The following is a 12,939-nucleotide window of genomic DNA, read 5'->3' as shown; positions in this document are numbered from 1 at the left end:
TTCCGGGGCCGACAGGTGTATGGTTGGCCAGACCCTTTTCGTGAATTAAGCCCTGACTTCCTATGCTCGTAGATTCCCATTGCCATCTTGATCGCCTTGACCTTGCCCAGCACGGCGGTTCCCTCGACGCCGCCCTTGAAGCTGCACGCCAGCGTGGGGTAGGGCACTTTCTGTGCATCGGCGTCAGCGCTGAAAACGCCGGCGACGTCAAAGCCCTGGCTGATCGCTACGCCGATGTGGATTGCTCGGTGGGCATCCACCCGCTGGACCTCAAACCCGGCGAAGCCCCGGCTCTGGATTGGCTATTGGGCGAACTCAACCATCCACGGGTGGTGGCCATTGGCGAAACCGGCCTGGACTACCACTACGAGCCTGAAGCCGCCGAGTTGCAGCAGGCCTCTTTCCGCCTGCACTTGCAAGCCGCCCAGCAGACCGGCAAGCCGGTGATCGTCCACACCCGGGGTGCCCGCACCGATACCTTGACCTTGCTGCGCGAAGCCGCGCTGCCGCAGGCCGGTGTGTTGCATTGTTTTACCGAAGACTGGGACATGGCCAAGGCTGCTCTGGACCTGGGGTTCTATATTTCCCTGTCGGGTATCGTCACCTTTCGCAACGCCGATGCGCTGCGCGACGTGGCTCGCCAAGTGCCAGCCGATCGCCTGCTGGTGGAAACCGACTCGCCGTACCTGGCACCTATTCCCCATCGCGGCAAGCCAAACCTGCCTGAATATGTGCGTGACGTGGCCGATTACTTGGCGATGCTGCGCGGCGAGTCGTACGAGCGCTTCGCCGAGCAGACCACCGAAAACTTCAAACGCCTGTTTCCGTTGGCCCATGTAGCCGGATAGTACGGCTGAATCGCAGGCAAAAAAAACCCGGGTTCTGGGGGGTGAATCCGGGCTAAGACCATTAGGAGTAAAACAAGGGCACGCAGTCCGTCGGTACCCAGGTCGTCGCGTCACTTGGGGGAGATGTCGCGGCGACAGTTGAAGTATTGATCAGTATCCGATTCAGTCCAGTCAGATCTGATCGTTTTTTAAACAGATTTGGAATACGCCCGCTTAGCTTGAGTTCTCATTGAGCAGGTGGGCAGCTTCAGGTGGTGCGTCTATTTCTGACTGATATCGATAAAAACGTTGGCGTATTGAAAGTTAAGTGCATCGCGGGTTCACATAGACATTGCCCAACGACCGTTCAGTCGGGATAATCCCTCGCATCGGGTAAATCGTATCGCCACGTATCTGTGGCCCTGCGCAACCCTCCCTATTCCGACCTTTGCAGACTTCTTCCTCATGCACAAAGAACCCCGTAAGGTCCGTGAGTTTCGCCGCCGTGAGCAGGAAATTCTCGACACCGCACTCAAGTTATTCCTCGAACAGGGCGAAGACAGCGTCACGGTAGAGATGATTGCGGATGCCGTGGGTATCGGCAAGGGCACCATCTACAAGCACTTCAAATCCAAGGCCGAGATCTACTTGCGTCTGATGCTCGACTACGAGCGCGACTTGAACGAGCTGCTGCACTCGGCCGATGTCGACAAGGACAAGGAAGCGCTGTCTCGCGCTTACTTCGAGTTCCGTATGCGTGACCCGCAGCGCTACCGCCTGTTCGACCGCCTGGAAGAGAAGGTGGTCAAGGGGCACCAGGTGCCGGAAATGGTCGAGGAGCTGCACAAGATCCGCGCCTCGAACTTCGAACGCCTGACCCTGCTGATCAAGGGGCGCATCAGTGAAGGCAAGCTTGAAGACGTGCCGCCGTATTTCCACTACTGCGCCGCCTGGGCCCTGGTGCATGGCGCCGTGGCGCTGTATCACTCGCCGTTCTGGAGCAATGTGCTGGAGGACCAGGAAGGTTTCTTCCAGTTCCTGATGGACATCGGCGTGCGCATGGGCAACAAGCGCAAGCACAGCACTGAACTGCCTGGCCCTGAAAAAGGTGATGAGACCTCGGCTACGTAAGTTATTCGCTGCAGTGATGGGGCAATGATTTACTGCCAGGGGTATTAACCCAGGAATATACTCAGGCAAGGACCTTGCTAAAAGCTGATTTATGAGTCAGTTTTTAGTGCGCCCGAATTATCTTCTGCCGGAGTGATCCATGATCGTTGATCGTCAAGGCAGGCGTTTTCGCAATTTGCGGATCAGCCTGACCTCAGCCTGCAATTACGCGTGTACCTACTGCGTGCCTGACGGCAAGCGGCTGGTGGCTGCCCAGGACGAACTCTCGGCCGCGGCCATGGCCCGGGGCGTGGCTTACCTGATTGAAGCGGCGGGCATCGAACGCTTGCGCATCACTGGCGGCGAACCACTGGTGAGTCCCAAGCTGGAAGCGTTCATGGACGCGGTAGGGCAGATGGGCCTCAGCGACATCAGCCTCACGACCAACGGCCAATTGCTGGCGCGCAAACTGCCGTTGCTGGTGGATGCCGGCATTCGGCGTATCAATGTCTCCCTCGATACCCTGGATGCCGATGCCTTTCGCAGCATCGCCCGTGGCGGCGACCTGGCCACCGTGCTCGATGGTATGGACCAGGCCAGCGCGGCCGGCATCAAGATCAAGGTCAACATGGTGCCATTGCGTGGCCAGAACCTGGATCAGGTGATGCCTCTGCTTGATTACTGCCTGGAGCGTGGGTACGAGTTGCGCTTTATCGAATTGATGCGCATGGGGCACCTGGCGAAAGACTCCAACGCGTTCCTCCAGCAATTTGTCAGCTTGCAGCAATTGCTCAGCCTGATCGGTGAGCGCCACGAATACCTGCAAGCCAACGCGCCCGTTGACGCTACCGCCGTACGCTACGAAGTACCGGGCAAAGGCTTCTTCGGCGTGATCGCCAACGAAAGTGTACCGTTCTGTCGTACGTGTTCGCGGTTGCGGTTGTCCTCCACGGGCTGGCTGCATGGTTGCTTGTCCTCAAGCAATCGCCACTACGTCGGTGACTTGCTTGATCAACCGCGCCATCAGGCATTGCCGGCCTTGCAGGGCTTGTTGATGAAGGCGCTGGGCGACAAGCAGGAAGTGGCGTTTTCGGGCGGCGCGACGATCATGAAGATCATTGGCGGCTAAGGTCGCGCATGCCTCAATGTGTTGTCCTTCAAGCTGGCGCAGAACCTGCATCTCACGCCCATTCGCCGGTTTTCCGTCACCGGCTTCTGGAGGATTAGGATGCGTAGTCTGGTTTTACTGCTGGCGGCGTTGGCCCTGAGTGGTTGTATGACCGTCAGCGATATGGCCGAAGGCACTCGCTATCAGATGAGCGATGCCGGGCTGCTGGACCATAGCGACACCCGGCGTACGGCCTCGGTGCGCATACAGCCGGATTCCTTTGTATTTATCGCCCAAGGCGCCTTCGTGCCGCCGGGCAGCGCGTACCCGCGACCCAACGTGGTCGCCGAGGAAGCGTTCAACGGTTTCGTCGAATATTTCCCCATGGTCCGTCGTGCCCGCCAACCCGAAGGTCTCGAGCAGGCCATGGCCGAAGCCCGCGAGGCGGGGGCTCACTACCTGCTGTATTGCCGTTTTGCGGCAGCCGATGACCGTATCGGCAATGCCGATGAGTGGACCGACCAGCAAGCTCTGGACCGCCTGGGGCTGGACAGCGGTGTGATCCAGGTCATGTTGATCGAGACCAGCACCCAGTATTTGATTGATACTGCACGTATTCGCAGTCGTGGCGGTTTACTGACGTTCCACGACACATCGCCACAAGATCTGATTGCCCGCCCCCTGGCGCAATACGCCCGAGGCTTGCTGGGCATGAGCAATCAGTAGACCTGAGGAGAACCCCCATGACCGATTCCGCCAAGGCCAATGACCTATTGGCCCAACTGCCCAAGGGCAAGGGGCCGGCACCGGTGCATCTGTGGAATCCGGATTTTTGCGGCAACATCGACATGCGCATTGCCCGCGACGGCACCTGGTTTTACCAGGGCACGCCCATCGGGCGAAAGCCGATGGTCAAGCTGTTTTCCAATATCCTGCGCCGAGACGGCGATGATTATTTCCTGGTGACGCCGGTAGAGAAAGTCGGCATCAGCGTCGATGATGCGCCATTTGTGGCGGTAACCCTGGACGTGCAAGGGCAGGGCGAAAGCCAGGTATTGCGCTTTACCACCAACGTCGACGAGCAGGTCGAGGCCGGCCTCGAACACCCCTTGCGGGTGGTGACGGACCCTGTCACCCAGGAACCTGCACCCTACGTGCGAGTTCGCACCAACCTTGAAGCCCTCGTGCATCGCAACGTGTTCTACCAATTGGTGGAGCTGGCGGTGACTCGTCCGATCAACGGTCAGAACTGGCTTGGCGTATGGAGTGCAGGGGAGTTTTTCCCCATCGGCCTGGAACCCTGAGGCTGATTCTGCCTTCACCCTGAAATAATTTCCTTGCTGTAAATGCCCGCTTTCGGTTATCAATTTGTACATGATTAGACATGTTCGATTTGATAAGAAAAAACGCGTCGTCGACGAGCTCATCCGCCGTATCGAAGGTGGGGTCATGGCCGACGGTTTGCTATTGCCAGGTGAGCACCAGTTGGCCGAGGAGTTTGCGGTCAGCCGTGGCACGCTGCGCGAAGCGCTGGCCGAGCTCAAGCGCCGTAACTATATCGCCACCCAGAGTGGCGTCGGCTCCATCGTCACCTTTGATGGCATGGTCCTCGACCAACGCAGCGGTTGGGCCCAGGCCCTGGCAGACACGGGGGCTCAGGTGAGCACCGACGTGCTGCGTTTCGAAGCGGTGACGCGCCCGGACCTGTTCAGCCGTTTCGGCACCGATCAATTTATTGCCCTGGATCGCCGCCGGAACACGGCCGATGGCGTTGCGGTGTCTCTGGAGCGTTCGTTGATGCCAGCAGTGGGCGGCCTGGAAAGCCTGCCCCGCATTGGCCTGATCGATGATTCCCTGACCATCACCCTGGCGGCCTACGGTTATGTGGGCGCCGAAGGTGACCAGTGGATCGGCGCCGAGCCCCTGAGCGATGAAGATGCTCAATTGCTCGGGCGCGCTGCCGGTACGGTATTTCTCAAAGCTTCGCGCACCACCTACGACCGTCGCGAACGCTTCATGGAGCATGTCGAAAGTTTGCTCGACCCGCTGCACTTTCGCCTGCATCTGCAGTTTGGAGCTGCCAAATGACCCGGGAAGACCGCGCACTCGGTGCCTTCTACGGCTTGGCCCTGGGCGACGCCCTGGGTATGCCCACACAATCCTTGAGCCGCGAACAGGTGAAAGCGCGCTTCGGAGCCATCACCGCCCTGGAAGACGCCGACGCCGACCAGCCCATTGCACCGAACATGCCCGCCGGTTCCATTACCGATGACACCGAGCAGGCCATCCTGGTCGCTGAGTTGCTGGTGCAAGGCCAAGGCCAGATCGAACCTGCCGTGCTTGCGCAGCGCCTGATCGACTGGGAAGCGGGAATGCGCGCCAAGGGTTCCCAGGACCTGCTCGGGCCGTCGACCAAACGGGCGATCGATATGATCCTGGCTGGCCATACGCCGCAAGAGTCCGGACGCTACGGCACCACCAATGGTGCGGCCATGCGCATCACCCCGGTGGGCATCGCCGCCGATGTCAGCGAGACAGCCTCGTTTATCCAGGCGGTGATCCAGGCTTGCCAGGTCACCCATAACACCAGCCTGGGTATCTCCAGTGCCGCGGCCGTGGCGGCGGTGGTCTCCGCCGGTATCAATGGCGTGGACCTCGGCGAAGCCTTGAACATCGGCATTCAGATTGCCCAGCAGGCTGAAAGCCATGGCCACTGGGTGGCCGGTGGACGCATTTCCACCCGCATCAGCTGGGCCCGCACCCTGAGTGTCGGCAGCGATGACAAGGCCCTGTTTGCCGATTTGCTCTACGAATTGATCGGGACGTCTGTTGCCTCGCAGGAGTCGGTGGTGGTGTCGTTCGCCCTGGCGCAGCAAGTCGCGTCCGGCGATATGAATGCCTTCGAAGCACTGTGCCTGGCCGCCAGCCTGGGGGGCGACACCGACACGATCGCCGCGATCCTGGGGGCAATGCTCGGCGCGTGCCTGGGGATGCAGTGCTGGCCAGAGGCGTTGATCGAGCAGGTCAAGCAGGTCAATGGCCTGGACTTGCAGCCGCTGGTCCAAGCGTTATTGGCCTTGCGATAAACACGGAACTAAATGTGGGAGCTGGCTTGCCTGCGACAGCGGTTTTCCAGTGGCTGCTGGGCTGGTTGACACACCCCAATCGCAGGCAAGCCAGCTCCCACATTAAAAAGCGTTGAGTCAGGAAGACTGCATAAAGATTCGACTCGCTGCCACAACCACAACAATACAGGCACCAGGAGCACCCCTTCATGAGCAGCACCTCTAGTGGCCAAAGCGCCGGGCAGTTGGAAACACGCGGTATCGAGCCGGTCCCGGAAGGCGAGTGCAACGGCCATCCGCTGCAACTGTTCTGGGTATGGTTTGCCGCCAATATCAGCATCCTCGGCTTGCCGCTCGGTGCGACGTTGGTCGCGTTTCGGGGCCTGGCCATCTGGCAGGCGATCATCGTCGCAATCCTTGGCGCAGCGGGTTCCTTCGCGGTAGTGGGCATCATCTCCATCGCCGGCCGTCGTGGTCGCGCGCCCAGCCTGACGTTATCCCGCGCTATCTTTGGCGTACGCGGCAATATCGGCCCGACGGTGGTCTCGCTGATGTCGCGCCTGGGTTGGGAAACCGTCAACACCACCACGGCCGCCTTTGTGTTGCTGTCCTTGTGTTCGATCCTGTTCGGTTCGGCGGTAGAGGCGAAAAGCGCCCCCGTACTCACGTTGATCTTCATCGCCATCTTTGTACTGCTGACCCTGGCGGTGTCCGGCCTCGGCCACGCCACGCTGCTGGTGATCCAGAAGTGGGCCACCTATGTATTTGGCGGTTTGAATATCCTGGTGGGCGGCTTTCTGTGTGCCACTATCGACTGGAGCGCGGTGTTCAATGCCACACCTGCGCCGTTGAGCGCGATGATCATCGGCATCGGCACCATGGCCGCCGGCACCGGCATTGGGTGGGCCAACGCCGGTGCCGATATGTCGCGCTACCAGCACCGCAGCGTCAAGGCTGTGCGCCTGGTGGCCAGCGCCGCCTTTGGCGCGGGCATCCCGCTGGTGTTGCTGATTACCCTTGGTGGCCTGCTGTCGGTGGGTAACGACGACCTGGCGTCGGCCACCGACCCCATCATCGCGATCCGCGACATGCTGCCCACCTGGATGGCGGTGCCTTACCTGATCACCGCATTCGGCGGGCTGTTGCTGTCGAACAATCTGTCGGTGTATTCGGCCGGCCTTACCACCCTGACCCTGGGTCTGAAGGTCAAGCGCGTGCACGCGGTGATTGTCGATATCGTGGCGATCTTCGCCGGTTCCATCTATTTCATGCTGATCGCCGACAGCTTCTATGGCCCGTTCATCACCTTCATTTCGTTGCTGGCGGTGCCGATTACGGCGTGGGTCGGGATCTTCGTGGTCGACCTGATACACCGGCATTACTACAGCCCCAAGGACTTGCTGGATGTCAGTCCGAGCAGCGCTTACTGGTATCGCGGCGGTGTGGAGTGGCGTGCCTTCGGCGCCTGGGCCGTGGCTATCGTGCTGGGGTTCTGCTTCACCACCATCGGCACCACCGCGCAAAATATCTGGTTCGCCGGGCCGCTGTCCGACTCCTGGTTGGGCCACAACGGCCTGGGCTGGGTCGTCACCTTCCTGGTCGCAGGCGGCCTTTATGCGGTACTGGGCGGCGCGTCTGATCGTCGCCCGGCTTTGGTAGAGGGTACCCATGCCTAGATTGCTGCATACCGGCCAGGTCATTGTCGACTTGGTCATGGCCCTCGACACCCTGCCGGCAACTGGCGGTGACGTACTGGCCAAATCTGCCAGTTTCGAAGCGGGCGGTGGCTTCAACGTCATGGCGGCGGCGCGGCGCAATGGGATGTCGGTGGTCTACCTTGGGCGCCACGGCAATGGCCGGTTTGGTGACTTGGCTCGCGCCGCGATGCAGGCTGAAAAGATTGAAATGGCATTGACTGCGAGCAACGAGAAGGACACTGGTTTGTGTGTGTCCCTGACCGAGGCCACCACTGAGCGTACGTTCATTTCCCATATCGGCGCCGAAGGCGAATTGAGTGCCGAAGATTTGGCCAGGATCGTCCCGCTCGCCGATGACTACGTGTACGTCAGTGGCTACAGCCTGCTCCTTGAGGGCAAGGCGCAGCCGTTGATCGACTGGCTGCTGGCGCTGCCGCGAGAGATCGTAGTGGTGTTCGATCCTGGACCGCTGGTCAAGGCGCCGGATTCAGTCTTGATGCGTGCGTTGTTGCCACGTATCGATATCTGGACCAGCAATGGCCCGGAAGCTCTGGCGTTTACCGGTGCCCTTGAGATCGCCGCGGCGTTGCCTGCGTTGAGTCGACATCTGCCTGCGCAAACCTTGCTGGTCGTACGTGATGGGCCCAATGGTTGCTGGGTAGGGCGCACAACTGAAATTGAACATGTACCCGGTTTCAAGGTGCAAGCGGTCGACAGCAACGGTGCGGGGGATGCGCACGCAGGGGTGTTTATTGCCGGCTTGGCGCAGGGCTTGAAACCTGTCGAGGCGGCGCGTCGAGCGAATGCTGCGGCGGCGTTGGCGGTGACGCGTTGGGGGCCGGCTACTTGCCCAGGCGCAGCCGAAGTCGATGCACTAGCCAACGAATACACACCAACCTAAATGTGGGAGGGGGCTTGCTCCCGATGCAGTCGTGTCAGTTAAAGATAAGCAAACTGACATGCCACCATCGGGAGCAAGCCCCCTCCCACATTTCGGATCGATGTTTAACCTGCTTTTTTCAGCGCCTGGATCAACTCATCCTTACTCATGGTAGAGCGGACACGAATATCCTTGGCCCGTGCTTCTTTCAACAAACTTTCCTTGGATTGCTTACCTAATGAAGCCCTACTGCTTCGCAGGTACCCCTCACGGTTGGTCGCCGCGCGCTTGGGCGACTCCTTCTGGCCCCGGTCGCAGGGCCAGACCAGAAATGACTTACCGAGGGCCTGCACCGTCGAGCTTGCGGGCCTCATCCACACCCGAGGCGGTGAGCTTGATCGGCAGGTTCAACGAGTATTCACCGGCGTCGTCGGTGGTCACATGCCCATCCTTGATCAGCCCGCGGTCTTGCAGAAACGCCAAGACACTGGCGACTTCTTTCTCACCGCGGTAGTTGTCCAGTACCTCCTTGCCCAAGCCCTGGGGATGAGCGTGCAGCAGGCGGGTGAGGACTTCTTTTTCAAGGTTTCTATCGACGTTCATGCGTACCTCTTCACTGGGAAATGATCGGGTGTCGGTGTTGCCAGGGATGTATCAAGGCGCTGGTTGTTTTGGTGCACCTGGCAGATTCGAGTCGTCGCCTTTATTGATCTTCGGCTCATTGACCGAGGGGCCCATTTTGCCGTTACCGACCGCAGCCGGGGCCTGGCGCTGGGTATCATGGCCCTGGGTGTGAGGGTCGGCGCCGTTGGTGTTGTCGATGATCGCGCCGCCGTTGGTATCCAGGCCAGTGCCCATGGATTTCTGCGATTCAGTCGTCGCGTCGGGCGTCGGGTCGGTGGGGCCGGTCGACGAAGTCGCCGCAAAGGCGCTCAGGGACGCAGCGGACAGGAGGCCGGTGAGGGCGAGGGCAGCAAATTTGGAATTTTTCATGAGGGTGTCTCCATATGATTAATGTCCTTACCCTTTATTGGTCAGCCACCCTTTGCTGTTCGTGCCTTGATGGCGACGAACGGTATCAGTTCACCTGTATCACTTTATGTATCGATACTCGCCGCACGATCAGGCGCGCCACGGTGATCGACCAGTTCAGTGCGGCGATGACCAGTACGCTCAACAGCATCGTCGACAGGCCGAATTCGACAATCATTTTGCCCGCGAGCCATGGAAACCCGAAGACGCCGATAAAGTACGCCAGGCTGAACAGCAATAACGCCTGGGGCATGGTGCCGCTGGGTGCTTCATTGGCCACCAGCCCATTGATCACCGAGTACGTCAGGCCATACCCGACCCCCAGCGTGGCGGCAGCCACCAGATAGCTGAAGTTACCGCGCACCCCGAACGCGAATAGCGCAACCGCGCCAAACATGACGCCGGACAATACGCACGCAGCCTGATAGGCATCACGCTTGACCACAAAGCCGGCGATCAGCAGCCGGCTGGTGATCGCAGCAGTCAGGAAACCTGCGAAGAACAGCGAATAATCCAGCTGATGGGCCAGCGCATAGCTGGTCTGGAATGACGACAACCCACCAAACACGCAGCCACCCAGGCCGACCATCAAGATGGCGAACGCTGCCTTGGACGTCAGCACGCGGCGGCTTGCTGTCCAGGTAATCTTCGACGCCGGCACGTTTGCATGCTGTTTGAACTGCGCGCCCATGCGCCAGAACATCACAACCCCGGCAAGGCTGGACAACCCGGCAATGTAGAACGCTGTCGTCAGGGGCAAGCCCAGCGCGGTGGCGGCGCGCCCCAGCAACGGGCCGGAACCGATCCCGCTCAACATGCTGCCGGACAGCAGGGCAAAATACTTGGCGCGCTGCTGGGGTTGCACCAGTAGGGTCACGATGATCGGCCCCAGGGTATAGAACACGCCCCAGCCCAAGCCCAGGGATAACCCGAACAGCATCAGGCCCTGGCCAAACCCGGGGGACAGGGCAAACCCGAGGCAGGCCACCACCAGCATTACACCCGTGCCCGCAATCGCTCGCGCTGCGCCCAGCGCATCCGCCAGGTGCCCGGAAACGACCACCGCCACAAAAGTGCTGAGCATTGCCGTGGCAATGATACTGCCGGCGTCGTGCTCGTTGCCGCCGCGTGAATGAATCAGCAGCGACAGCAAAAAGGTCGAGCCGTAGGACAGCGACAATAAGAAACTGGCGAGGCAGAACAGCGCGAATGTCTTCGCGCCAACTGCAGACGTGGTGGGCATGAGCAGGACCTGAATGTTGGAATTATGCCGCTTGTTTACCATGGGCGCTCATGGGGATTGTTCTGTGATTACTGGTGCTGGCATTACTCTGGGGCGGAGTAAAAACACTTCGGGCGGCATGAAATTGCGCTGCAATCGGTCATCAAACCGCCTTAGTATGTGGGCTTTGAAATTGCCCAAGGCGCGCCCATGACCATCGAGATTCGCCCCGCCGTACCCAGCGATGCTGCGCAGATCCTGAGTTTCATCACCGAGCTTGCCGAATATGAGAAAGCCCGGCACGAAGTGATCGCCAGCGTGGTGGATATCGAGCGCAGCCTGTTCAGCGAGGGCGCTACCGCCCATGGCCTGATCTGCCTGCGCGACGGTTTGCCGATTGGTTTTGCCGTGTTCTTTTTCAGCTACTCCACCTGGCTGGGCAGCAACTGCCTGTACCTGGAAGACTTGTATATCAACCCGGAACAACGCGGCGGCGGAGCGGGCAAGAAGCTGTTGCGCCACCTGGCGAAGATCGCCTGCGATAACGGCTGTGGGCGTTTCGAGTGGAGCGTGCTGGACTGGAATGAACCAGCGATTGCCTTCTACAAATCCATCGGTGCCCAGCCTCAGGAGGAGTGGGTGCGCTATCGCATGGAAGGCGATGCACTGAGGGATTTTGCCCAAGGCTGACCGACATTCCAAACCGGCTATCAATGGCCGGTTTTTTTTTGCTTTCGCTCACAATATGGGATGCAAATTTATATATTGAGATATTTCAAGGTCTGGGTTTATAGTCGCCTGCATCAGCACTCACTACCAAAAATAAAAAGGTGAAGCGATGCAGGCACAACCGTTGTCCCTACCCGCCGTGCCCGAGCCGATTTACGGCGAGCGGCTGAAGAACAAGGTGGTGATCATCACCGGCGCTGCGCAAGGCATTGGCGAGGCGATCGTGGCTTGCTTCCAGGCCCAGCAGGCGCGACTGGTGATTGCGGACATCCAGGGTGAAAAAGTCGAGAAAGTAGCCGCCTGTTGGCGCGAACGTGGTGCCGAGATTTGCGCACAATCTGTAGATATCACCTCCAAAGAGCAATGGCAGGCGCTGGTCAATCTCGCCATCGAGCGCTTTGGTCGGGTGGACGTACTGGTCAACTGCGCCGGGGTCAATGTGTTTCGCGACCCGCTGGAAATGACCGACGAGGATTGGCGCCGCTGTTTCGCCATCGACCTTGATGGCGCCTGGTACGGTTGCCGTGCGGTGCTGCCGCACATGATCGAGCAGGGCATCGGCAACATCATCAATATTGCCTCCACCCATTCCAGCCACATCATCCCCGGCTGCTTTCCTTATCCTGTCGCCAAGCATGGCCTGCTCGGCCTCACCCGCGCCTTGGGCATCGAATACGCGCCCAAGGGTATCCGCGTAAACGCTATCGCCCCGGGCTATATCGAAACCCAGCTTAACGTCGACTACTGGAACGGCTTCCCCGACCCCCGCGCCGAACGCCAGCGCGCGTTTGACTTGCACCCGCCCAAGCGCATCGGCCAACCCATTGAGGTGGCGATGACCGCGCTGTTCCTGGCGACCGACGAGGCACCCTTTATCAACGCCACGTGCCTGATGATCGATGGCGGGCGTTCGGTGATGTACCACGACTAAATCGTTTTCCAATAACAAGAAAGAGGTGGTTCATGTTCAAGAAGACTCTTGGCGCTGTGGCGCTGGCGATGGTGTTCAGCGGCTTTGTATCGGCCGAAGAAGTGAAGATCGGTTTTCTGGTCAAGCAGGCCGAAGAGCCGTGGTTCCAGACTGAATGGGCCTTCGCCGAAAAAGCCGGCAAGGAGCATGGCTTCACCGTGATCAAGATCGCCGTGCCCGACGGCGAGAAAACCCTCTCGGCCATCGACAGCCTCGCCGCCAACGGTGCCAAGGGCTTTGTGATCTGCCCACCGGACGTGTCCCTGGGCCCGGCCATCGTCGCCAAGGCCAAGGTCAAT

At 59.8% G+C, this 12,939-nt stretch carries 14 protein-coding genes and 2 pseudogenes; 12 read left to right on the top strand and 4 right to left on the bottom strand.

Annotation, left to right across the window (positions count from 1 at the left end; translation table 11 throughout):
- Positions 1–62 precede the first annotated feature (62 nt).
- The 9 genes from FW800_RS26225 to FW800_RS26185 all read left to right on the top strand — a co-directional run bounded on the left by FW800_RS26225 (position 63) and on the right by FW800_RS26185 (position 8,708).
- Positions 63–848 carry a TatD family hydrolase gene (locus FW800_RS26225; RefSeq protein WP_446438799.1) on the top strand — a complete coding sequence of 262 codons (786 nt, stop codon included), beginning with the start codon at positions 63–65 and terminating at the stop codon, positions 846–848.
- A gap of 444 nt (positions 849–1,292) precedes the next feature.
- Positions 1,293–1,958 (top strand): TetR/AcrR family transcriptional regulator, encoded by a 666-nt coding sequence (locus FW800_RS26220; RefSeq protein ID WP_446438798.1) that lies wholly within the window; start codon positions 1,293–1,295, stop codon positions 1,956–1,958.
- 139 nt (positions 1,959–2,097) lie between these two features.
- Positions 2,098–3,066, top strand: a complete 969-nt coding sequence (locus tag FW800_RS26215; protein WP_005790516.1) for a GTP 3',8-cyclase MoaA — start codon at positions 2,098–2,100, stop codon at positions 3,064–3,066.
- 99 nt (positions 3,067–3,165) lie between these two features.
- Positions 3,166–3,771: a DUF4823 domain-containing protein gene (locus tag FW800_RS26210; RefSeq protein WP_005790515.1), complete on the top strand. Its 606-nt coding sequence runs from the start codon at positions 3,166–3,168 to the stop codon at positions 3,769–3,771.
- A 17-nt stretch (positions 3,772–3,788) separates the two neighbouring features.
- On the top strand, positions 3,789–4,349 hold the full coding sequence (locus FW800_RS26205; protein ID WP_032879868.1) for a DUF1285 domain-containing protein: 561 nt from the start codon (positions 3,789–3,791) through the stop codon (positions 4,347–4,349).
- A gap of 70 nt (positions 4,350–4,419) precedes the next feature.
- The gene (locus FW800_RS26200) at positions 4,420–5,133 is read left to right on the top strand and encodes a GntR family transcriptional regulator (protein ID WP_078822091.1); all 714 of its coding nucleotides are present in this window, start codon (positions 4,420–4,422) and stop codon (positions 5,131–5,133) included.
- Positions 5,130–6,131 carry an ADP-ribosylglycohydrolase family protein gene (locus FW800_RS26195; protein WP_446438797.1) on the top strand — a complete coding sequence of 334 codons (1,002 nt, stop codon included), beginning with the start codon at positions 5,130–5,132 and terminating at the stop codon, positions 6,129–6,131. The genes FW800_RS26200 and FW800_RS26195 overlap by 4 nt, the downstream gene beginning before the upstream one ends.
- Before the next feature lie 188 nt (positions 6,132–6,319).
- A complete protein-coding gene (locus FW800_RS26190; RefSeq protein WP_446438796.1) occupies positions 6,320–7,786 on the top strand; it encodes a purine-cytosine permease family protein in 1,467 nt (488 codons plus the stop codon).
- Complete coding sequence (locus FW800_RS26185) at positions 7,779–8,708, top strand: PfkB family carbohydrate kinase (RefSeq protein ID WP_446438795.1); 930 nt, start codon at positions 7,779–7,781, stop codon at positions 8,706–8,708. The genes FW800_RS26190 and FW800_RS26185 overlap by 8 nt, the downstream gene beginning before the upstream one ends.
- Positions 8,709–8,812: 104 nt before the next feature.
- Here the strand turns inward: FW800_RS26185 and FW800_RS26180 are convergent.
- The 4 genes and pseudogenes from FW800_RS26180 to FW800_RS26165 form a co-directional block, all read right to left on the bottom strand.
- Positions 8,813–8,992 (bottom strand): annotated as a pseudogene (locus FW800_RS26180) (termination factor Rho); the annotation flags it as partial.
- 31 nt (positions 8,993–9,023) lie between these two features.
- Complete coding sequence (locus FW800_RS26175) at positions 9,024–9,290, bottom strand: hypothetical protein (protein ID WP_005790502.1); 267 nt, start codon at positions 9,288–9,290, stop codon at positions 9,024–9,026.
- A gap of 51 nt (positions 9,291–9,341) precedes the next feature.
- The gene (locus FW800_RS26170; RefSeq protein ID WP_005790501.1) at positions 9,342–9,680 is read right to left on the bottom strand and encodes a hypothetical protein; all 339 of its coding nucleotides are present in this window, start codon (positions 9,678–9,680) and stop codon (positions 9,342–9,344) included.
- 85 nt (positions 9,681–9,765) lie between these two features.
- The gene (locus tag FW800_RS26165; protein ID WP_446438794.1) at positions 9,766–10,962 is read right to left on the bottom strand and encodes an MFS transporter; all 1,197 of its coding nucleotides are present in this window, start codon (positions 10,960–10,962) and stop codon (positions 9,766–9,768) included.
- Positions 10,963–11,151: 189 nt separating this feature from the next.
- Between FW800_RS26165 and FW800_RS26160 the strand changes: the two genes are divergently transcribed.
- The 3 genes and pseudogenes from FW800_RS26160 to FW800_RS26150 all read left to right on the top strand — a co-directional run.
- On the top strand, positions 11,152–11,631 hold the full coding sequence (locus tag FW800_RS26160) for a GNAT family N-acetyltransferase (RefSeq protein WP_057704631.1): 480 nt from the start codon (positions 11,152–11,154) through the stop codon (positions 11,629–11,631).
- 148 nt (positions 11,632–11,779) lie between these two features.
- Positions 11,780–12,601, top strand: coding sequence for an SDR family oxidoreductase (locus FW800_RS26155; RefSeq protein WP_446438793.1), 822 nt, complete (start codon positions 11,780–11,782; stop codon positions 12,599–12,601).
- Positions 12,602–12,633: 32 nt separating this feature from the next.
- Positions 12,634–12,939: pseudogene (locus FW800_RS26150) on the top strand (arabinose ABC transporter substrate-binding protein); the annotation flags it as partial.

It is taken from the genome of Pseudomonas sp. 910_23 (genome assembly GCF_052850795.1).
Note: the sequence above shows the minus strand (reverse complement) of the source record. Positions and strands in the feature narration are given on the sequence as shown.